Source organism: Clostridium sp. CM036, assembly GCF_055081135.1.
In genome coordinates this window covers 996,268-1,018,087 of record NZ_CM143652.1, presented here as the reverse complement: position 1 = coordinate 1,018,087, position 21,820 = coordinate 996,268, and the positions used below count along the sequence as shown (strand labels likewise).

At 29.8% G+C, this 21,820-nt stretch carries 25 protein-coding genes; 14 read left to right on the top strand and 11 right to left on the bottom strand.

Annotation, left to right across the window (positions count from 1 at the left end; all coding sequences use genetic code 11):
* The first annotated feature begins 316 nt into the window (after positions 1-316).
* Both ACWJKE_RS04880 and ACWJKE_RS04875 read left to right on the top strand, forming a co-directional pair.
* On the top strand, positions 317-1,492 hold the full coding sequence (locus ACWJKE_RS04880; protein ID WP_216304309.1) for a DegT/DnrJ/EryC1/StrS family aminotransferase: 1,176 nt from the start codon (positions 317-319) through the stop codon (positions 1,490-1,492).
* A gap of 48 nt (positions 1,493-1,540) precedes the next feature.
* Entirely contained in the window at positions 1,541-2,662 is a 1,122-nt protein-coding gene (locus ACWJKE_RS04875) for a DegT/DnrJ/EryC1/StrS family aminotransferase (protein WP_220287662.1), read from the top strand.
* Between the two features lie 151 nt (positions 2,663-2,813).
* Here ACWJKE_RS04875 and ACWJKE_RS04870 read toward each other — a convergent pair whose 3' ends face one another.
* Entirely contained in the window at positions 2,814-2,990 is a 177-nt protein-coding gene (locus ACWJKE_RS04870; RefSeq protein ID WP_216304301.1) for a hypothetical protein, read from the bottom strand.
* A gap of 329 nt (positions 2,991-3,319) precedes the next feature.
* Between ACWJKE_RS04870 and ACWJKE_RS04865 the strand changes: the two genes are divergently transcribed.
* The 10 genes from ACWJKE_RS04865 (at position 3,320) to ACWJKE_RS04820 (ending at position 12,630) form a co-directional block, all read left to right on the top strand.
* Positions 3,320-3,652: a PadR family transcriptional regulator gene (locus ACWJKE_RS04865; protein WP_216304302.1), complete on the top strand. Its 333-nt coding sequence runs from the start codon at positions 3,320-3,322 to the stop codon at positions 3,650-3,652.
* Complete coding sequence (locus ACWJKE_RS04860; protein WP_220287664.1) at positions 3,649-4,242, top strand: HAAS signaling domain-containing protein; 594 nt, start codon at positions 3,649-3,651, stop codon at positions 4,240-4,242. Before ACWJKE_RS04865 ends, ACWJKE_RS04860 begins: the two co-directional genes overlap by 4 nt.
* Complete coding sequence (locus ACWJKE_RS04855; RefSeq protein WP_220287666.1) at positions 4,229-5,182, top strand: DUF4097 family beta strand repeat-containing protein; 954 nt, start codon at positions 4,229-4,231, stop codon at positions 5,180-5,182. The genes ACWJKE_RS04860 and ACWJKE_RS04855 overlap by 14 nt, the downstream gene beginning before the upstream one ends.
* A 250-nt stretch (positions 5,183-5,432) precedes the next feature.
* On the top strand, positions 5,433-5,804 hold the full coding sequence (locus tag ACWJKE_RS04850; protein WP_220286784.1) for a GntR family transcriptional regulator: 372 nt from the start codon (positions 5,433-5,435) through the stop codon (positions 5,802-5,804).
* A 71-nt stretch (positions 5,805-5,875) separates the two neighbouring features.
* Complete coding sequence (locus ACWJKE_RS04845; protein WP_220286785.1) at positions 5,876-6,244, top strand: hypothetical protein; 369 nt, start codon at positions 5,876-5,878, stop codon at positions 6,242-6,244.
* Positions 6,245-6,586: 342 nt separating this feature from the next.
* Positions 6,587-8,575, top strand: coding sequence for a hypothetical protein (locus ACWJKE_RS04840; RefSeq protein WP_220286786.1), 1,989 nt, complete (start codon positions 6,587-6,589; stop codon positions 8,573-8,575).
* A complete protein-coding gene (locus ACWJKE_RS04835; RefSeq protein ID WP_220286787.1) occupies positions 8,556-10,784 on the top strand; it encodes an ATP-dependent helicase in 2,229 nt (742 codons plus the stop codon). Before ACWJKE_RS04840 ends, ACWJKE_RS04835 begins: the two co-directional genes overlap by 20 nt.
* Positions 10,778-11,518: a PD-(D/E)XK nuclease family protein gene (locus ACWJKE_RS04830; RefSeq protein ID WP_220286788.1), complete on the top strand. Its 741-nt coding sequence runs from the start codon at positions 10,778-10,780 to the stop codon at positions 11,516-11,518. Before ACWJKE_RS04835 ends, ACWJKE_RS04830 begins: the two co-directional genes overlap by 7 nt.
* A gap of 217 nt (positions 11,519-11,735) precedes the next feature.
* Entirely contained in the window at positions 11,736-12,092 is a 357-nt protein-coding gene (locus ACWJKE_RS04825; RefSeq protein ID WP_216303591.1) for a PadR family transcriptional regulator, read from the top strand.
* Positions 12,076-12,630: a DUF2812 domain-containing protein gene (locus ACWJKE_RS04820; RefSeq protein WP_220286789.1), complete on the top strand. Its 555-nt coding sequence runs from the start codon at positions 12,076-12,078 to the stop codon at positions 12,628-12,630. Before ACWJKE_RS04825 ends, ACWJKE_RS04820 begins: the two co-directional genes overlap by 17 nt.
* Positions 12,631-12,919: 289 nt before the next feature.
* Here ACWJKE_RS04820 and ACWJKE_RS04815 read toward each other — a convergent pair whose 3' ends face one another.
* From ACWJKE_RS04815 to sigY, 9 genes are all read right to left on the bottom strand, one after another.
* Entirely contained in the window at positions 12,920-13,066 is a 147-nt protein-coding gene (locus ACWJKE_RS04815; RefSeq protein WP_220286790.1) for a hypothetical protein, read from the bottom strand.
* A gap of 277 nt (positions 13,067-13,343) precedes the next feature.
* On the bottom strand, positions 13,344-14,099 hold the full coding sequence (locus tag ACWJKE_RS04810) for a hypothetical protein (protein ID WP_220286791.1): 756 nt from the start codon (positions 14,097-14,099) through the stop codon (positions 13,344-13,346).
* Positions 14,086-15,012: an ABC transporter ATP-binding protein gene (locus ACWJKE_RS04805; protein WP_220286842.1), complete on the bottom strand. Its 927-nt coding sequence runs from the start codon at positions 15,010-15,012 to the stop codon at positions 14,086-14,088. The genes ACWJKE_RS04810 and ACWJKE_RS04805 overlap by 14 nt, the downstream gene beginning before the upstream one ends.
* 1 nt (position 15,013) lies before the next feature.
* Entirely contained in the window at positions 15,014-15,220 is a 207-nt protein-coding gene (locus ACWJKE_RS04800; RefSeq protein WP_216303588.1) for a PLDc N-terminal domain-containing protein, read from the bottom strand.
* A 342-nt stretch (positions 15,221-15,562) separates the two neighbouring features.
* Complete coding sequence (locus ACWJKE_RS04795; protein ID WP_216304460.1) at positions 15,563-16,750, bottom strand: IS91 family transposase; 1,188 nt, start codon at positions 16,748-16,750, stop codon at positions 15,563-15,565.
* On the bottom strand, positions 16,743-17,591 hold the full coding sequence (locus ACWJKE_RS04790) for a site-specific integrase (RefSeq protein WP_216304459.1): 849 nt from the start codon (positions 17,589-17,591) through the stop codon (positions 16,743-16,745). Before ACWJKE_RS04790 ends, ACWJKE_RS04795 begins: the two co-directional genes overlap by 8 nt.
* Positions 17,592-18,237: 646 nt before the next feature.
* A complete protein-coding gene (locus tag ACWJKE_RS04785) occupies positions 18,238-18,444 on the bottom strand; it encodes a hypothetical protein (RefSeq protein ID WP_216303587.1) in 207 nt (68 codons plus the stop codon).
* On the bottom strand, positions 18,444-18,851 hold the full coding sequence (locus tag ACWJKE_RS04780) for a hypothetical protein (RefSeq protein ID WP_216303586.1): 408 nt from the start codon (positions 18,849-18,851) through the stop codon (positions 18,444-18,446). The genes ACWJKE_RS04785 and ACWJKE_RS04780 overlap by 1 nt, the downstream gene beginning before the upstream one ends.
* Positions 18,852-19,382 carry an RNA polymerase sigma factor SigY gene (sigY, locus tag ACWJKE_RS04775; RefSeq protein ID WP_220286793.1) on the bottom strand — a complete coding sequence of 177 codons (531 nt, stop codon included), beginning with the start codon at positions 19,380-19,382 and terminating at the stop codon, positions 18,852-18,854. It lies immediately after the preceding gene.
* A 659-nt stretch (positions 19,383-20,041) separates the two neighbouring features.
* Between sigY and ACWJKE_RS04770 the strand changes: the two genes are divergently transcribed.
* The gene (locus tag ACWJKE_RS04770) at positions 20,042-20,152 is read left to right on the top strand and encodes a TraX family protein (protein WP_216303584.1); all 111 of its coding nucleotides are present in this window, start codon (positions 20,042-20,044) and stop codon (positions 20,150-20,152) included.
* Between the two features lie 65 nt (positions 20,153-20,217).
* Positions 20,218-20,664 (top strand): GNAT family N-acetyltransferase, encoded by a 447-nt coding sequence (locus ACWJKE_RS04765; RefSeq protein ID WP_220286794.1) that lies wholly within the window; start codon positions 20,218-20,220, stop codon positions 20,662-20,664.
* A 109-nt stretch (positions 20,665-20,773) separates the two neighbouring features.
* Here ACWJKE_RS04765 and pdaA read toward each other — a convergent pair whose 3' ends face one another.
* Complete coding sequence (gene pdaA / locus ACWJKE_RS04760; RefSeq protein WP_258280692.1) at positions 20,774-21,667, bottom strand: delta-lactam-biosynthetic de-N-acetylase; 894 nt, start codon at positions 21,665-21,667, stop codon at positions 20,774-20,776.
* Positions 21,668-21,820 lie beyond the last annotated feature (153 nt).

Genomic DNA, 21,820 nt, shown 5'->3' with positions numbered 1-21,820 from the left:
TAACGAAAGATAATATATAATATAATTATAGAGAAAATAGTTAGTATATTTTATCATATGGCGTCCGTATATAGAAGTGATCACATTGAAAAATAATGAATCGCATTTTTTTTCACTACTGATGAATTTTTAAAAAAAGTAGGTGTTGCCTTAAGAATACTGCAGTACTATGATAAAATAGATTTAACGACATTTAGTAATTATAGTGATTTATATCTGCAAATTCTTGTAATAAATTATAGATTTAAGTAAAAATAAATTAGAATAGTTAAACATTAAAATAAAATTTAATTTGAAGGGTAGGATATGAATGAAAATAAGGAATATTCCTTTTTCACCTCCAGACATAACTGATACAGAAAAAAAGCTTGTAATGGAGGTGCTAGATTCAGGGTGGATTACAAGTGGGCCTAAGGCTATGGAATTTGAAGATCAAATTGCTAAGTATTGTCATGCAAATAATGCAGTAGCACTTTCAAGTGCGAGTGCAGGCTTAGAACTTATATTAAAGGTTTATAACATTTGCGAGGGCGACGAAGTTATTACAACACCTTATACATATACAGCTACAGCAAGTGTAATAATCCATAGGGGAGTTAAGCCAACTTTTGTAGATGTTAAAGAAGGCAGTTTTTTAATAGATGAGCAAAAATTAGGTATGACAATTACACCTAAAACGAAAGCTATAATAACTGTGGATTTTGCAGGGGTTCCTGTAGATTATGATGCTATAAAAGAAGTACTTAGGGAAAAAAATAGAGAAGATATTATATTTATATCAGATTCAGCTCACTCATTTGGAGCAATATACAAAGGAAACAAAGTTGGAACACAGGCTGATTTTAATGTTTTTTCGTTCCATGCGGTGAAGAATTTAACAACATCAGAGGGGGGAGCAATTGTTTTTAATGATAATAAATTTAAGGGGAAGGAAGATTTATTGCGAGAGTTTAAAATAACGTCTTATCAAGGTCAGTCAAAGGATACATTTGCTAAGATGAAAGCAGGAGCTTGGAAATATGATATCATAACAGATGGGATGAAATGTAATATGACAGATATTAGTGCAGCTATAGGGATTTCACAACTTCAAAGATATGAAGGAATGATTGAGCAAAGAAGAGATATTTTTAATGTGTATACCAAAGCTCTTGAAACTAAACAGTGGGCGATTATTCCTTTTATAAAGGATGAAAATAGAGAGACATCATATCATCTATATCCTTTAAGAGTAAAAGGAATTAATGAGATACAAAGAGATGAGGTAGTACAAAAACTTGCAGATATAAGCATAGCTACAAATGTTCACTTTACACCTTTACCAATGTTTACACTTTATAAGAATCTTGGGTATTCTATAAAGGATTATCCAAATGCATATAATCAATATGCAAATGAAATAACACTTCCAGTATACTCAACGCTTAAGTTAGAAGATGCAGAGTATGTGGTGCAAAAAGTAATAAGATGCGTAGAAGAGATAATGGGATAAAGCTCAAATTTAACTGACATTGCCAACTATATAAAAGGAGGTCCTATTATGAAGGTTAAATTTTATACATCTACAAGAGAATATACTAATAAAAAGTCGGAATTTAACAATGCTGTTCTAGGAGTTATGGAAAGAGGAATATCGATGCTAGGCACAGAGGTAACTGACTTCGAAGAAGCAGTTAGAAAATTTACTGGAGCTAAATATGCAATTGGTGTTGCATCGGGTACAGATGCCTTAGTAATGGCTTCTGATATACTAGGTTTTAAAGATGGGAAAGAAGTAATAACTTCACCTTTTACTTTCTTAGCTTCTACATCTTGCATTGCAAAACATAGGGCAAAACCTGTATTTGTAGATATTGATGAAGAAACTTTTAGTATAGATGTAGGCAAAATAGAAGAAGAAATAACAAAGGATACCGTAGGGATTATCCCAATTCATTTATTTTCACAAATGGGTGATATGGATAAAATTATGGACATAGCCAGTAGAAATAATTTGAAGGTTTTAGAAGACGCTGCGGAATCGTTTGGTATGAGATGGAAAGGGAATGGATCAGAATTTAGACATGCAGGTACAATAGGAGACTTTGGTGTTTTCTCATTCTTTCCTACCAAGACGTTAGGAGCTTATGGCGACGCTGGTATGATAGTAACTAACGATGAAAACTTAGCACGTATTACTAAAATGTACAGGGTTCATGGGGCTTCTAAGAAGTATCATTATGATTACATTGGATATAATTCAAGATTGGATTCAATTCAAGCGGCTATATTACAAGTGAAAATGAAATATATAAACGAAGCAATTCAAAAGAGAAATCATATTGCAAAATTATATATAGATAGATTACAAGATTGTGAGTTTATTAAAATACCTAAAATTAAAGGAAATCAAAAGCCGGTGTATTATGTATTTAATATATTAGCCGAAAGAAGAGATGAACTTTGCGAATATCTAAAAGCTAATGAAATAGGAAATAGTATTTATTATCCAATACCGCTTCATCTTCAAAAATGTTTTGAATACTTAGGATATAAAAAAGGCGATTTCCCAGTATCTGAAAGAATAGCAAATGACATCATTGCACTTCCTATATACCCAGAGATAACTGAGGAAGAAGTAGAATTTGTTTGTGAAACTATTAAGAAATTCTATAAAAAGTAAAGGAATTCCATATTACATTAATATGCATAGAATAGATATAACAATCATTGCATAAACCAAAAATATAAATATACGTTAGTTGAAATATAGTAAAAAAGAACATTCCATAATTAGTTGGACTAATTATGGAATGTTCTTTTGTTTTAAATAATTATGGTGATATGGACGGTTCATGTAAGTGTGATTTTAAATTTTTAATGTAAGCTCTTACCTTATAAATTTCTACTGCTGTAAGTAATGTTGGTGGTCCTAGTTTAGATAAAAAATTAATGACTTCTGTACTTTCTTGTACAGTGTCTTTAGCATATACGTAATCTGGTTTTAGCAATATACAGCCTATTATACAACCTATTATGGCTGGGTATGTGTTAAATTTAATATCTTTTAGTTTTGCTTTGAAGATAGCATTATTAATTCCATCTACTAAGGCTTTTCTGGGGTGACATGAATTTATTGTTTTAAATATAATAATAACCCCCTTAAAAACTATATATACTAATTATAGTATATGAAACTTAGGGGTAAGTGATATAGGTAGGAGATAATTTAATATGTACTAAGTATAAAACGGTAACAAACTTTAATCGGTATCTTGCAATGTACAATAGCATGTGCTAGTATATAATAAAGGTAAATAATCTAAGAGAAGGTGAAGTAATGAATGTACAATTTAAAAAAGGCGTTCTTGAATTATGTGTATTATCTGTACTTGATGGCAGAGATTGCTACGGATATGAACTTGTAAATGAAATTTCACAAGATATAGATATATCTGAAGGAACAATATATCCTTTGCTTAGGAGATTAAAAAGTGATGGATTTGTAACTACTTATCTTCAAGAATCACAAGAAGGGCCACCAAGGAAGTATTACAGCATTACGACACTGGGTAAGAATACAAAAGAAGAGCTAAAAGATGAGTGGTTGGATTTTGTAATCACAGTGAGCAAAGTTTTAAAGATAGAACAGAAAAAGGAGATGAGGATATGAATAAAAATGAATTTATGAAAGAACTTTCAAGAAATTTATCTAATCTTCGCGAAGAAGAAAAACAAGATATTTTAATTGATTATGATGAATATTTTACCATAGGAGCAGAAAAAGGAAGAAGTGAAGAAGACATAGCCATATCTCTTGGAGAGCCTAGAACTATTGCAAAACAGTTAAGAGCAAATTATATGATTGAGAAAGCACAAAATACAAAATCTTCAGCAAATATTGGTAGAGCTATAATTGCAGCAGTCGGGTTAGGTTTTTTTAATATAATATTGTTAGGACCGTTTATAGGTATTGTTGGGGTGCTCATAGGATTGTATGCAACGGCGTTTGGATTCACTATAAGTGGAATAGGGGTAGTTTTAGGCACGTTTCTTAAATTAATATTTCCAAGTTATATATCCATGGATGTAAATTGGATTATAAGTATTGCAATTGGCATGGGGCTTAGTGCTGTAGGAGCTTTAATGTTTATAGGATGTAAGCATCTAACAAAATGGCTATATAAAGTAACTATTAAATATTTAAAAACAAATATCAAAATAATTAATGGTAAAGAGGAGCAAGACTATGAGAAAATTTAATGAAAAAAAGGTTGTAAAATGCTTGATGATTGTAGTTATGTGTTCAATAATACTAGGAGGAGTAGGGTACGTACTTGAGTATAAATTAGGTATTATAAAATCTAACAATGATATAACACAAGGAAGCAGTACATCTAATGATAAGTTTAATATAGAGGCTACAAAGGAATTTAGTAAAGGGAATATTAAAACCATAAATGTAGAAACAGTAAGCACAGACGTAAACATTATCACTAGCAAGGAAGATAAAATAAGAGTTCATTTTTATGGTAATTCAAATTCGAAAAAGTCAGCACCACATTTAGAGGCATTTGTAAATGGGGATGATCTAGATGTTTTAATTAAATATCCAGGTAAAATTTTTGGTATAAATATAAACACAAAAATAAATTTAGATATATATGTTCCGGAAGACTATAAAAAGGATTTAAAAATAAATACAACATCAGGGGATGTTATTATAGGAGACCTACGATTAGATAAATTTAAATTTCAAACAACATCAGGAGATGCTAAGATAAACTTATTAACAACTAATGAAACAATATTTGAGGGTACTTCCGGCAAAGTAAATGTAAAATCCTTATTAAGTAAGAAGAATGAATTTAAGACAACTTCAGGGGACACAAAAATAGAAAATATTACAGGAGATATATTAGGTCAATCAGTTTCAGGTTGGTTCAAGTTTAAGTATAAAGACTTTAACAATGATATTAATATAGACTCTACTTCAGGAGATGTGGAATTAAAACTTCCTAAAAAATCAGAATTTAAATTAGACTTTGACAGTACATCAGGTGATCTTAGAAATGATTTTCCTATAACAGTGACAGGAGAAGCTGACAAGCATGAAATAAAAGGGGATGTAGGTAATGGAAATAAAATAATAAAAATAAATACAACTTCAGGTAATGCTACTATTAATGCTTCGGATGAGTAAAATTTATAAAAAAGGTTTCTGATAAATAAAACTAGAAAGCCACAAACCAGTAGGATAAATTATCCTACTGGTTTTTTATATTCTCACTATATCTAAAAATGTTAATATTGAAGCTCCGCAGGAGATGATTTAATTAGTACTTGACAGTATAAGTATATAGTATTATATTTATAGTGTACTACAACAATAGTACACGCTGTACACATAGTGCAAATAGTGAAGAGTTAATTATTTGAGAGAAGGTGAAACCTTGATAAACATTGATAGCAGAAGCGGTAAACCTATTTATGAACAGATTATTGAGAAAGTAAAGGAAAATATAATAAAAGGAATATTAGAACCGGGAGATAAATTGCCTTCTGTAAGGGAACTTGCATCGCTTATAACAATCAATCCTAATACTATAAGCAAAGCATATAATGAGCTAGAAAGAATGAAGGCAATTGAAGTTATAAGAGGAAAAGGAACATTTGTAGTAGAAAATTTCAAACCTATCATGAATGAAGAAAAGATGAGAGAAATAAAAGAACATATGAAGAAAATAATTATAGAGGCACATTATATAGGTGTTGATAAAGATACGTTAATAGATATACTAAATGAAATTTATAACCAGTTTTAACGACCTTTCAGAAAAAAATATATTAATAGATGGTGAAGATATTTTAATTTTAATTTAAGGGGTGGTTTAAGTTGAAAAAAGTACCATATATAATCTTACTGGGATGCATAATTGTTACCATCTTAATATCTGCTTGTGGTAAAAAAAACATGAAGAATAATCTCATTATAGGAAATAAAAGTTCCGAAATTATTAGTGATATAGTAATTCAAAGGGTTGATAAAGTTAATATTATAGCTAGTCATCTTAAGGCTAACCAGCATGGATATTTTGATATGGGGGTACAAGAAAATTGTACTTATAAAGTGGAATTTGAAGACAAAAACAACAAGAGTACTCGTAGCAAAGAATTTACGTCAAATTTTAGTAGAGATAAAATAGCAAATATAAATATTTTAAAAGATAATAACGGAGAGTGGTCTGTTATTATAGAAAATTAAAAAGATTAAATCATCTCCTGCGGAGCTGAAACATTAACGACTTCAGAAGGAGATTTATACTCCCACTGAAGTTTTCTATTTGTTAAGGTATGTAACTCCCACTTATAGAAGTGGGAGACTTTCCTTCTGAAATGTCGTTAAACATCGAGAACAGAAATGTTCTCTTTTATTTTCTTTTTTTGCTTTTGTTTAATTCATAATAAATATGGTAAAATATAAAATAATGGATTATATGGAGGTGATACTATTAAATATGCGGAAGTCTACAACAAAATAAATGGAAATAATTTTATCCACCGATGCATATTAGTTAAAGGGAAATCTGCTAGTGGTAAAACAACTATGGCAGTTTCTAAATATAAGAATATGATAGAAAATGAAAATATAAAAAGTTCAAATATATTATGCTTATTTATGAATAAATATCAAAATATAACATGGACAAGAGAGATGGATTTTAACATGACTAGTGAGATTCGAAAAAACTCTTACTATGGATTTATCAGAAAAGAACTATCACTTTATTGGCCATATGTAGTAGAAAATTGCAAGGAATTAAAAATTAGTTTGTTGAAACCTGAATTCGCATCTTTTGATGCTACAAATTATGCTATGAAAGCACTAGTGGAGCATTTTAGAACGTCTAAAGGGTACTTTATAGATATTACATCAACTTCTTCTAAAATAGCTTCAGATTTGATTTCTAACATTAATAATGCTGCACTATCATTAGTGCCTTTTAATGAAATAGGAACTAGGCTATATAATTCATTAGAGGTAAAGGATTTTTGTGCAAAAGAAACATATAATCAATTGGATGAAGTAATTCAATATTATATCTCAAAATTATTGGGAAATGGTGTTGTAGATTATGGATTGTGTTTTTACTTGTATAATAAGTATTTACTTAAAGATGCAAGATACTTTAATATGAATAAAATAAAATATCTTATAGTAGACGATATAGATCAGGCTTCACCATCAGAGCTAGATCTGATATTTAAGCTTATTGATAATGTAGACAAGGCATACTTGTTTTACAACCCAAGCGGTGGATTTTGTAGTTATTATGGGGCTAATACTAATTATTTGAGACAAAAATTAAATATTGATTATGATGAAATTATTCTAGATGAGCATTTTTGCTGTAATGATGAATTTATTGATTTTTCGCGTGCGATAGAAAACCGAGCACATAATAATTACGAAGAGGAGAAAATAAGCGACAACCTACCAGCTTATATAGATTTGACTTCACAGCTTCGATGCGAAATGGTTGAAAAAATATCATTTAAAATTGAAGAATTAATAAATCATGGAGTTAAGCCTAAGGATATAGCTGTAATATGTCCATTTAATGATTTTGTCATTTCTCATGAACTACAGAAAAAAACAAAAGAATTAGGTATATCAGTCATGGAGACTTCTAAAAAATATAGATTTATTGACAATGAATATTTACAGCCATTAATTATATTAGCAGTATTGTGTAATTCTTTTACAAGCATAAAGTTAACAAGTGAAGATTATAAAAACTTTTTTTCTTTTATGTTACAGCTAGATATAATCAGGAGCTCGCTACTTTCTGATTTAGTAAATTCGAGTGGAGAGATGCGAGATATTAATAAAGCCATCCAAGATAGAGTAGGCATTGAGGTCGCAAGTAATTATAATGAATTAAAAAAATGGATAAGTGATTATAAAGAAAGTAACTTGGAATGCAATATACCACTAGGAGAATTTTTTAGAAAAGCATTCTTAGAAGTTCTTATAACAATACCTAAAGTTAAACAACATGTAGGTGACTATATAAGTATATATGAAAATTGTGAAAGCTTCGTAAATACTTTAGATAAATTACAATTTAAAGGGAAGTCATCTGAGGAGAGATTTATAGAATTTATAAGGCGTGATGGAAAAGATTTTTATTCGTTGAATGATATTCAAGAAATGCTATTACAAGAGAATAGTATAGTTTTCACATCGCCATATACATATTTAACTTCAAATTTAAGTAGCGTGGTTCAGATATGGGCAGATATTAACAGTAATATGTGGTGTTCAAGAAATATAAAGGAATTATCAAATTATTACGTGTTAAGAAGTAATTGGAATATTAATGATATCTATACGCAGGAAACAGAAAACAATAATATATATAGAATTTTAATGTCCGTTGTTGATGGCCTTTTAAGAAAATGTAGGGGCAAATTATACATATATGGCAGTGAGTATTCTCTAAATGGATATGAACAACAAAGTATATTTGCGGATATCCTTGTAGAAATCTTAAGCGGAAGAGGTGAAAATTATGATAGGGGATATGAGTAATGAAGAGGTAAAAATAAGTTATAGGGATGATCAATTGCATATAATGGAATATAGAGGAGGAACCATGGCGGTTCCAGCAGTTCCAGGAGCAGGGAAAACCTTCATAATATGTAATCTAGTATGTGAACTTATAGAAGATAAAATTCATAAACCTGGGAAAATACTTATAGTTACTTTTATGAATAGTGCAGTGAATAACTTTAAACATAGAATTTCAATAGTTTTACAAAATAAGGGAATAACAGCGAGTAATGATTATGAAGTTATGACTATTCATAGTTTAGCACTAAAGATTTTAAAAGATAGACCGGATGTAGTGGGAGTTAATGAAGAATTTAAAATATTAGATGATGTAAATAAAAGCTTATATTTAAATAAGTGCATTATGCATTGGAGAAGAAACGGTGGAGAAAATATATTTAAGGCTATGATATTAGATAAATCCCTAAATAAATACCCAGGAAAACAAAATGATTGGTGGAATGATTTTTTCACGACGGTGGATACAATTATTGGGGAATTAAAGATAAATGATATTTCTCCAGAAAAGTTAAAGGATGAAGTGAAAAATTTAAACCAAGACAGCATTTTAAATTATATATCTGAAATTTATGATTCATACACTAAAACCCTAAAAAGAGAGGGCTATATAGATTATAACGATTTGCTAATTCTTGCATATAAGCTTCTAAAAACTGATGATGTGCTTCGCGAAAAATTAAATGTAAAATATACTTTTGTATTTGAAGATGAGTGCCAAGACTCTAATTTAATTCAGGGAAGAATATTGGGTTTAATTTCTGAAAAAAACGGAAACTTAGTTAGGGTAGGGGATGTTAATCAAAGTATAACAGGTACATTTACATCTTCAGATCCAAAATTTTTCAGAGAATTTTGTGAAAATGCAAATAAAAAGTTTGAAATGTATATGGCAGGACGTAGCACAAAACATATTATTGATTTAGCAAACGAATTAGTTCGACATATCAATAATCATCATGGTGAAGAAAAATGTAGGTGTGCATTAGTAAATCAAGAAATTAAAACGGTACCAGAGTTTTTTAAACTAAAAAAGCAGGATGTGGACATTTACGGAATAAGCACTATGGTTTGTAGTTCAAATCAGGATGAAATTAATAAAGCTACTAAGCTAACAATGAAATTCAAAGAAAAATATCCTAATAAAACCTGTGCCATATTAGTTCCGTATAATAATCAAGTTAAAGAAATAGCGGATAAACTTAGAGAGTTAAATATTGAGTGTGATGAATTGTCAAATAAATCAGATAAAAGATGTAAGGCTGCATTTACATTAGGATATATATTGCAGTTTATTTCAGAGCCACATGATAGTTTTAAATTCAAAGATTTAGTAAAGAATGTGTTTATAGAAGAAAACAACGAAGAAAGTGAAAGGTTGTTTGATTTCATACAAGATTATAAAGTAGAAAAGCTAATGTATCCCAATGGAGGAGTCATAGATCAGAAAGATGTTCCTCGCGAAATATTAGGTTCAGAGGTCTATCAAAAATTTATAAAGTGCATGCAGCAGATTAAAATAATATTTCAATATCCTCAAACACATTTAGATAGACTGATTTTGCATATTAGTGATGTTTTAAATTTCAGTCTTGAGGATAGAGCGATGGCAGATGCAGTTGCATCGTATATTAGATTTCTATCAAAAGATGAAAGTGACTTTTGTTTAAAGCATATAGTGGATCAGTTGCTAGATGAAAAAAATGGTATATTAAATCATATTTCAGGTATAATTTATGACCTAGAAGGATATGAACCTTCCTCAGATAGAATAACAGTTTCTACTTGTCATAAAGCAAAAGGACTGGAATGGGATTGTGTATTTATATTAAGCATCACATCTTACCAATACCCATATATGACAACGGATAAATTTAGGGAGTACTATTACTTGAAACAACAATTTAAAAACCCTACAGTTCTTTGTAAAGCTGAAATTGCAAAAATTCTTGGTAATAATATTTGCGAGGATCCAATTGGGGAAGCGAAAATACAGATAATAAATGAAAAAATAAGGCTCTTATACGTAGGAATAACAAGAGCTAAAGAATATTTAATTTTAATGGCATCTAAGTGTAATGAAGGTAAATGGAATGAAAGTAAACCTTCAAAGTACTTTTATGTGCTTCAAGACTACATAAACAGCCAAAGGGGCGATGGTAAATGTTAGATATTAGAAAATTAAAACACGTTTACTATAGTCAAAATTTATTAAACACTTTTGATAAATGCCCTTTAAGATTCAAAATCAAGTATTTAGATAATGTTAAGTGGAAAAAGGATTCAATAGATAATGAGGATTATTATGAAAATATGAATATGGGACTCGATTTTCATCTCATTTGTGAAAGATATTTTTCAAATATTCCTGCTGGTATTGATAATAGCAATATCGATTTAATGAATTCGTTCAATTCATTAAAGGGAAAATTTACTCTTTTAGATGAAAATATATATTTTACTGAATATGAAATAAAAATGAGAAAAGATAACATCAGGATTCAGGCAAAGTATGATTTGATAATTATTAAGCCAAATAACAAAATAGAAATATGGGACTGGAAGACCGAAAATAGAAAACTTGACTATAAAGAAGTGTGTAAAAGAATGCAAACTATTGTTTATATGTATATATTGGGTGAGAGTTCTTTGAAAATATTTGATAAAGATATACCCCTAGAAAATATAAGTATGAATTTTTGGCAACCTCAGTTTAAAGATGATATCATTACTATTAATTATTCAGAGAGTAATCATAAAATTCACGAAGATAAAATTATGGAGATTACGCATTCATTAGACAATTATGATTTTAGTTTGGACTTTAATAGTGAACTATATAGCACGCAGTGCAAATATTGTGAATTCGGTGGATGTAACCAGGTTTGTGATGCTTTTATATAAAGGTTTTAGGTAAATAGAAAGTATGTATAAACCCTTGATTTTCAAGGGTTTATTTTTATCCCTATTTATATGCTAACTAGGATGTACTAACTAATATATAACTAAGAAAAAAAATATTTTTATGAAATATTGACAATTTTACTTAAATATAATATTATATCATTAAAAGATATATCATTTAATGATATATGTAATGACAAATGAAGGGAGGAAGAAAATGGCTAGGGGAAAAGCTTTAGACGAGGATATATTAACGGATTCTACCTACTGTATTTTACTCACCTTAGTAAGACCTATGCATGGATATGGGATAATGCAGGAGATTGAAAGATTTTCAAAAGGCGAAATGTTAATAGGGCCAGCAAGTCTTTATACAATTATAAAAAAATTGCAAAATGCAGATTTAATCCAATTAGTAGATGATGATGAAGAGAGACGTAAAACCTATACACTGACTTTTAAGGGGAAAGAAATATTAAAAAAAGACATTAAGAGAAGAATAACGATGGTAAGACATGGAGAGGAAGCTTTAAAACATTTAGAGGGGGATGATACTGATGGAAAAGAAGAATAGGTATATTTTGAATATGGGATTTGCCTTTGACGAAGATAGAGCTATGAAAAAATTGTGTCAAAGGGCAAAAGAAGGTTGGATTCTTAAGGAAATGTCCGGGTTTAGGTATAAATTAGTAAAAGGTGAACCAAGAGAAATAGTTTATTCCATGGATTACAAAGAATTAAGTGAAAACGATAATGAGTATTTTGAATTATTTCAGAGTAGTGGCTGGGAGCATATGTGTTCTTGTGGGACTTTTCATTTTTTTTCAGCACCACCTGAAACTGTTCCAATATACACTGAAAAAGAGAACCATATAAGTAAGTATGAAAGGGTAAAATACTTGTGTAAAAAAGCAGCGATTATATCAACAGTAATACTGGCTTTTGTAATCCTAATTGAATTTTTGCTAGCAAGCAGAATAGAGGGAACAATGATGAAAAATCAAATGCTATTAGTAGGTGTTATTTTAAGTACTATTTCAGTAGCTATTGCAGTGCCTTCACTTATGATGTGTGTTGCATATTATTTGAAAGAAAGGAGGATTTTAAAGTAAGGGTGCCTATTGCAATTTTTTTAAACTGATATGATCGCTTTTAGGAATTCAGGTTTAGTCGATCGACCATTTCGTTGCACGGTCGCGCAAGAAATCCTCCTTGGATAATAAATATTATATAGCAGTATAAAGTTTCTCCGAAAGTGACTTACAATAAGAAGAGCAGAAACATTGAAAGTTGATTTAAAATTCTTCTTCTGCAAATATAAAATTTCTTAATGGAATTTCACGCTTCAACCTCTTATTGTAAGTCACGGCGGAGAAACTTCATAGGTCACACTCAGTATTATTAGCTTGGTAAATTCGTTCTACATACTTTTCTATAAAGCAGCGCCGTAATACCTATCACTACAAAGGTAATCATTCCCGTAAGTAAATTCATATTTATACCTGGCAGAATGAGTAAAATCCCAATAAGTATAATACCAACCCCCATTGGAAGCATAATAACAAGGGAAAAAAATCACATTCATTACATACATCAATAAAAATCTGCTTGTGATGACCGAGGATGTTTGGACTGGTAGTGACATGAGCATATCGTAATCCTTGAAAGCAAATAATGTACCACTTGCCTTAAACAAGGTGAAAAACATTACAAGCATACTTGTAATTGTAAATGCATATCCTGGAATAATTGAATCAAGGTTTCTGTAGCCCCAGCCTCAATGAGTAATTTTAAAATGTTTTTACTTGTTTTCATAAAAAAACCATTAAATTACTTCAAATTTGCTCATGTTAAAGATAGTGGCTATTATAAATATTACACTACAAAAAATTGAAAATCCTATAGTATATAAATAGTTATCTAATGTAAATAAATTTGCTCCTTCCACTAATTTGTATGGCATGAGCTTTCCAATTGTATTCAAATTTACAAGTGCAGCATTCAAAAAAGTTATCATAAGCGTTATAAAACCTACTGTTACACCTTTTTTCACAAAGCTGCTAAAAAGTGTCACCAAGGCAATATTAAAAAAATAGTATACAGACATTAGAATAGCCGAGTTCATTACACCTGATAAAGCAACTTTTTCTCCTTTAAATAAAATACTTCCATAGTAAAAACAAGTCAAAAATCCTATGAAGGTCAATATGGTTACCACAATAGTATAATGAATTATTTTAGCAAGCACTATACCAACTGGATTACTTCCCTTAGAATATGGAAACACGAGTTTTTCGCCATTTATCTCATCATTTAAAGTACTTGCCAATGTGAATATTATGAATAAGTTTCCAATTTGAAAAAGATCTTTAATATAATTATTAATCGCACTCTTAGGAGTAGCAATAAAAAGTGAACTTAAATCTCCTTGTAATTGCTTTTCTAATATTTTTGGAAGTAATTTTAACATAAATGGATCTAAAATAGCGAATGCAATTATTCCTACAGCAAGTATTATATATTTATATTGTCTTTTGGATTCCATTATTTCTTTCTTAAAATACGCCTTAAAGGTTGTCATTTTTATTCACCAGCCTTATAAAAATATCTTCAAGATTACTTTTTCTTAAATTATAAGATAAAATATTATTTTCTCCCTTAACAAGTAGTTTTAAAAGTTCAGATTTAGCAACATCTAAATTATTAACATAGATAGAGGCCTTATTTTCATTTATCAAAACTTTTTCCACCCACTTAAAGTTTAAAAGAATTTTATCTAAGTTTACACAGTGTTTTTCAAACTCAATATCGAATATAGGTTGAATATACTTACTCTTTAAACTCTCTAAATTATCAGATATGAGTATTTGCCCCTTATCCAAAATACTTACCTCGTCACAAATCCTTTCTATATCACTCAAAATATGAGTTGAGATAAAAACAGTGGTTCCATTTGACCTCAAGTCTTTTATAAACTCTAGTATTTCCATTCTTCCCTCAGGATCTAGTGCAGATGTGGGTTCATCTAAAAAAACTATTTCTGGTTTATTAAATAGTGCCACTGCAATTCCTAATCGCTGCTTCATTCCACCTGAATATTGCCCTATTTTTCTCTTTGCTACCTCAGTAAGCTTAACAATTTCTAAAATCTCTACAGTTCGCTCCCTTATGTTTTTCTCTGTCATATTAGCTATTTCGCCAATAAAATGCAGATACTCATTAGCGCTCATGTAATTATAAAACACTGGATTTTGTGGAAGATATCCTACTTTCCTTAATAATTGCCTTTTATTTTTCTTGAAATCCCCTCCATCTAAATATATCTCTCCACCATTAAAATCAATTAACCCTGAAAGTATATTCATGGTTGTAGTTTTACCTGCTCCATTAGGACCTAGAAATCCGTATATGGTTCCCTTTTTTATTTCAAAGGATATATCTTTTAGAACTTCAAAGTCTCCATATTTTTTGTTGATATTTACCACTTTAAGCATCTTAATCACGCTCTCTTCCTATTAATAAAAAGGATATGCCACCTATTAATTGGATAAAAATTATAACTAAAGCCCATGCCCACTTAGGTAAAAATTTTACCCTGTCTCGTGTTAATCTATATAAGCAGAAACCAACAAGAACTATCTCTATTATAATTACAGGTGCAAGTAATTTTATTATCTCGAGTAGCGCCATTCCGTCAAACATATTCGATTCCCCCTTTTTATATTTTCATAACTTTAACGCAATAAAAATAAAAAAGTTCATTTTATGAATAGGTTTGGATTCAGATGTTGAGCCGATAAAAACTATCACCATAAGTATATGCTTAAATGATGATAGCCACTAAAGTTGCTCAATTTCTGAAACAAGCTAAAGAACGATGCCGCGTTTCCACTACTATGGAGATTCAATCTTTTCCCTCTTTCTGAAATTTTCTTTAACACTAAGAGTATTAACTTTAATTTCCACAAATGCATCTTAAATCATTCTAAGCCTTGATTATTTTCTAAAAATAGACGTAATTTCCCCCTCCCCTAAATAAAAACTTTATGCTATTTTATTTATTCCTCCTGGTGGCGAATAATTTTGGCGATTTAATTTCTCTTTTGTAATCATTTTACCTTTACCACAGCAAGAACAGATATTTATATCTATCCCTGTAAGCTTTAAAAGAAGCTCCGCTGCACTTAACTTAACTTCTAAATTTTGATTTTTATTTTCTATTGTCCCTGTAAGTTCTTTGCATTTTTGAAGCTTAGTTGACCTATTTCTATTGCTTAATATTCCATAATGTCTAATTTTAACAAACTTTCTTGGTAAAACATGCATGAGAAATCTTCTAATAAATTCATCTACTGTAAGTGTCATAAACTTTTCTTTATTATGGTCTTTATAATCTCTCCATTTAAATGTTACATATCCATTTTCTAAATTTACAATTCGATGATTAGATATCGCTACTCTATGAGTATATCTACCAAGGTATTCAAGTACGTACTCCGCACTCCCAAAAGGAGGTCTACAATATACAATCCATTCTTTTTTATATAACTTATCTATGAAGCTCTGAAATATATGTTTCTTTGTTAATTCCTCAATTCCTGTAGTATATTTAAGTGCATTACTATAATAAGCTCTTTTAAGGTAAAATAAAAATTTACCTCTAAATTTTCTTGAAAGCACTTTCACTGGGATAAAGAAATCTTTTTTTGAATTTATCCATCGGTTACCATCTAAAGTTAATCCGCCACTAGGAACTATGCAATGTACGTGTGGATGATTCATTAAATTTTGACCCCACGTATGCAAAATTGCCATAAATCCAATTTCTGCTCCTAAATGTTTTTTATCACTTGAAAGTTCAAGTAGTGTTTCAGAAACAGATTTAAATAGAATAGAATACATTTCCTTTTGGTTTGTTAATGTTATATAGTTAAGCTCTTCAGGAATAGTGAAAACTACATGAAAATACCCTACGGATAATAAATCCTCTTTTCTTTTTTCAAGCCATCTTTCCTTGGATAAAGTTTGGCATTTAGGACAATGCCTGTTTCGGCAGGAATTATAAGAAATCCTAACGTGTCCACATTCATCACATTCGTCTACATGACCACCAAGCTCTGCTGTTCTACAAGCTTCAATAGCTATCATAGTTTTTAAAATATTCAGCGGAAGCTGATGATTCCTCCTATATTCATCACCATGTTGATTGAATATATCTTGAATCTCAATCATCGTTCTCTCCTAAGAGGATATCCAACGGACTCTTTATATTAAGTAAATCCATCCTTCTAAGATGTAAATAGATAGTGGTAGTAGTAATTCGGGTATGTCCTAAAAGTCTTTGAATGTAGCAGATATCCGTACCAGCATCCAATAAGTGAGTTGCAAAGCTATGGCGAAGCGTATGGACAGTTGCATGCTTAGTAATTTTAGTTTTTTTTATAGATTTCTCGAGCGTTTTCTGAACACTACGTGGACTTATAGAATCTGTACGACCCTTTCCAGAAAATAAATATTCCGTAGGATGATATCTGCTCCAATACTCTCTGAGGATTTCTAAATTTGCTTTAGACAACAATGAATATCTATCTTTTTTACCTTTGCCCTCTCTAATTAATATTTGCATGTTTTTACTATCAATATCTGTTATTTTTAGGTTGCAAACTTCACTAACTCTTAATCCTGCGGAGTAGACCGTCATGAGAATTGCCTTATGCTTGAGGTTTTCAGTAACATCAAAGATGGATTTAACCTCATCTGGAGATAATACAGCAGGTAATTTTGATGGTTCTTTCATCCTTGCAATTTTGTCCGAATTCCAATATCTATTTAGAGTTTTAGTATAAAAAAATTTAAGACTTGAATTAATATAATTAACTGTTCCTTCACTTAATTTTTTTTTAATGATACAATAATGTAGATAGTCACAAATTTCTTTTTCACCTAAATACTTTGGTGATTTGTTGTAAAATTTAGCAAAGTTACTAACGTGATTGATATAGCTTTTTATAGTCATTGGACTATAACCCCTTAGTTCCATATCCATTTTCATTTTTTCTTTTAATTCTGACATAAATAATAACACTTCCTTATTTTTTATTTCGACAATAAAAGTTTATAGGAAGTGTGTATTATAATAAAGAAGTATCTTAGTCAAATAAGGATACTTCTTTCTATTTTATTTAAGTAAAAATTAAATTAATATGATTAGCACTTGTCTGCCACCGTTTTTAGCGGTTTAGTTCTTTTTTTATATTAGGAAACAGATTGCGTAAGTGGATGTGGATGAGAATGTAAAAACACTTATTTAAATGATAAAACACATGAAAGTAATAACAGCTTAAATCCAAAGTATATGTACCACATCCTCAGCCTACCAAAAGACTTTCTTTGTGAAGCGGATTGAGAGTTATTATTTTCCTTATATGCCATCCATCTTAGATACATATTAGGATAATTGCATAATAGTATGAACTTTCTCCGGAAGTGATTTGAAATAAGATGTGCAGAAACATTGAAAGTTGATTTAGAAATTCTTGTTTTGCTAATATAAAATCCTCGTGAGCCCGACTGGAAGGAAGGCTAGCGAACCGCCTGTAAGTCGAATGTGAGTGTTAGAGGATTTTATATTTGCCAAACAATAGAATTTCTTAATCAACTTTCACGTTTCAAGCTCTTATTTCAAGTCACGCAGGAGAAAGTTCATAGGTCTTGCACTCTTATTTTTTATTTTTTAATATTACTCGTGTTACCAGTAGGTAAATAAGGAGATTACCTGGTGTATTAATCAGTGCAAAAATCCCCCAAAGCCAATAGTATTTTTCTTTACGCCTTCTTGCATCACAAAATACCCAAGCTCCTTGAATTAATAATATAGGAATAGCAATTGCAAGCACTATAGTTAGTTTATTATTTAAAATCACCATTAACCTTCACTTTCCCTTCTTTTGATTGCTAAAACAGGTATTATTATCCAAGGAATAATGGTAATAATAAAAATCTGTGAAATAATTAGTAGTTTAGTACCTAAGAAAATGGTGGCTATAGCATACACAGAAAGAATTATAAAGGATGTTAATATAAAAAGAATAAATTCTTTTCTAGCATTACTATTGCCTCGTATACACACTCCTTGCTCTATTATACTTAAGGTATCTATATCAAAATCAAATATATCTTCATTTAAAACATCCATTTTTTTAGCTGTGGAATTAAGGACACTTTTAAATTCTTTATCTTCGTCACTATACTTTATATTTTTAAAAACGGTGTCTTGAACTTCATTGTAAAATTCATCAATTAAAGAGTTTTTAATCTTATCAGAATCCTTCATTTATATAATCTCCTTCCTTTCAATTTCACTTATTATATATTTCACTGCATTATGAAGCCTTGACCTAACCGTTCCAAGGCGGCATCCTAAAATTTCTGATATTTCCTCATATTTGTAACCATAATAATGCTTTAAAATAAATACAGCCCTTTTCTCATAGGGTAACATTAAAATTATTTTCATTATCTCTTTGTATTCGTAATTTGCGATCACAATGTCCTCTACTTGTTTGCTTTTATCATCCACACATTCCTCTATTAGTCCAAAGGATTTATTCTTTCTTAAATAATCCCTGTAAACATTGGTAGCTATTTTTATGAGCCAAGTAGAAAACTTTGCTCTAGGCTCAAACTTATTTATATTAATCACAGCTTTAAGCAATGCATCCTGAATAATATCCTGTGCTAAGTGTGGGTCTCCTACCATTTTAACAGTGTAGCCTTTTAAAATATTGTAATTATCTTTTAAAAGAGAATTTAGCGCGCTTTTATTTCCATCCTTAGCTTTATTAATAAGTTCTAGTTCATCCAATAATAATCACTCCTAGCAATCCTTCAACGCAAATATTGATTAATAAGTTCACTATATTTATTATAATCTACAATTACTAAATTATTTTACTGTTTTTCTATTTTTTTTAATATGCTCAGCCTTTAATTCCCGTTATTGAAAAGTATTTAAATAAAAGCATTACTAAAAACCAATAGTTTTGTAAATAAGGGTATTACTGATAATAAAATACTAAAATAGAGTCTTTTTAATAACGATAAGCATAGTCTTTATAATAACAACTATTTTTAAGATGAACAAAGTTGAGGTAAGTTTATTGGTATTCGATCTAAATAAAAAAGGAGGTATATATTATGTCAGACAAGGGCAAAAGTAAGGGTGCTTCAACCAAAAATAATGGCAAGAAAAGTGATAAAAAGAATCAAAAAAATAAGGGGCCTAAAAAGTAAAGGACCTAAAAAGCAAAAAATATCCTGAGCTCAATAAGAGTTCAGGATTTTTAGCATTAACAATACTATTAGTGTTAAAAACATAGTAATGCAAAAACATGAAATAAATGGTATCATATTATAAATACAATTAAATGAAAACCTAATTATGGGGGGTAATTCTTAGTTACGACAATAGAGCTAGTTTGGTTTAATCAAGCATTATCCCTATTAGCGTTAATTTTTATATTTATGTATAACGATAAGAAGGGTAAAGACTTAAAATACTTTTTTTATGCTTTTTATCCAGTGCATTTATTAGTAATAGGATTAATAAGGATCCTTCGTAAAACGTTATTGTAATATCAATAATGAATACACAGAGAAATTATTAGAAGATAACATTAAGAAAAGGAGATTTAAGTAGTATGAAATGGGAAATAAAAAAATTTAATGAACTAAATGGTGAGGAAGTATATGAAATTTTAAAACTTAGAAGTGAAGTCTTTGTTATAGAGCAGCAATGTATCTATGAGGAGTGTGATGGTAAAGATAATAATTCTTATCATTTATTTGCAAAAGAAAATGGGAAAATCATTGTTTACTTAAGGATTTTAGAAAAAGGTATTTCTTATAATGAAATATCTATAGGACGGGTATTAACTGATAAAAAACATCGTGGTAAAGGTTTAGCAAAGCAAATGATGATAAGAGCAATAGAATTTATCGAGAATAATTTAAATGAGAAGGTAATTAGGATTGGCGCACAGGAGTATTTGGTAAATTTCTATGAGGGTTTAGGGTTTGTGAGGGTTTCTGAGGTATATTTGGAAGATAACATTCCACATATAGAAATGTTATATAAAAATCTTTAATTATATATTAGCATCAGATTCATCTTTACGGTTTTTTTTACAAAAAACAAATTAAACCCTGTCTAATATAGATAGGGTTTAATTTAAGCTATAGAAAATATATAATTTTTTAATGTTTAGCAGGCAATTCATCTAAGCTTTTTAGTTCATAGCCTTTGCTTTCCCATTCGGTAATTACATCATCTAATATTTCAGCATTGGTTTTTGACACTGCATGTAGTAACATAATTCCACCGTTGTGGGTTCTTTGCATAATACGTTTTTTTGCAGCTTCATGGGATGGTTGATTGTCTGTAAGCCAATCCATATAAGCGAAACTCCAAAATATGGTTTTATATCCGTAGTTTTGAGTATATTGTAAGGATAACTCACTATATTTCCCCATCGGAGGTCTAAAATACTTAGACATCTTTTTATGAGTAATATTTTCAAATGCTTCTTCTACATCAGATAATTCTTTATTGAATTTATCTTCATCCTTTATAGAAGCCATTGAAGGGTGGTGATTACTATGGTTGCATACTAAGTGCCCCTCGTCTACCATTCTTTTAATTAATTCTGGGTTAGAAGTAATATAGGGTTTTACAACGAAAAATGCTGCTTTTACATTATGTTTTTTTAAAACATTTAAAATTGGAGCAGTATATCCAGCTTCATAACCCTCATCAAAAGTTAGATATAATATCTTTTTCGATGTATCTCCTAAATGATAACATCCATACTTTGATATAAAGCCTTTGGTTTCTTTAGGACCCTCAGGTGGATTATTGTCATTACGTGGTTGGAAATACCAATTATATTCTTTGGTGCTTAATCCAGTAGAGGGCGTAGTAATACTAAAGACACTTTTGAAAAAATTTACTATGGTAGGTGTTTTTGAACCTTGATTATTATAATATCCATTGTTTGAGTCTTTAATTGAAATATTGCCTAAATCTTTGCTATAAGCAACACTTGAAAAAGAGTTAACAAAAAACATTGAAGAAACAATAATACTTAACATCTTTCCTTTCAGAACGATCACCTCTAGTTTATTTTATTTAGATAGATTAATATATAACTTAGTATGCTCAGTAGATGTGTGTAGATATTCTTGAATCTAATGTTACATAATTAGTAATTTTTATTAATATTCCCATAAATATATTTTCACAAC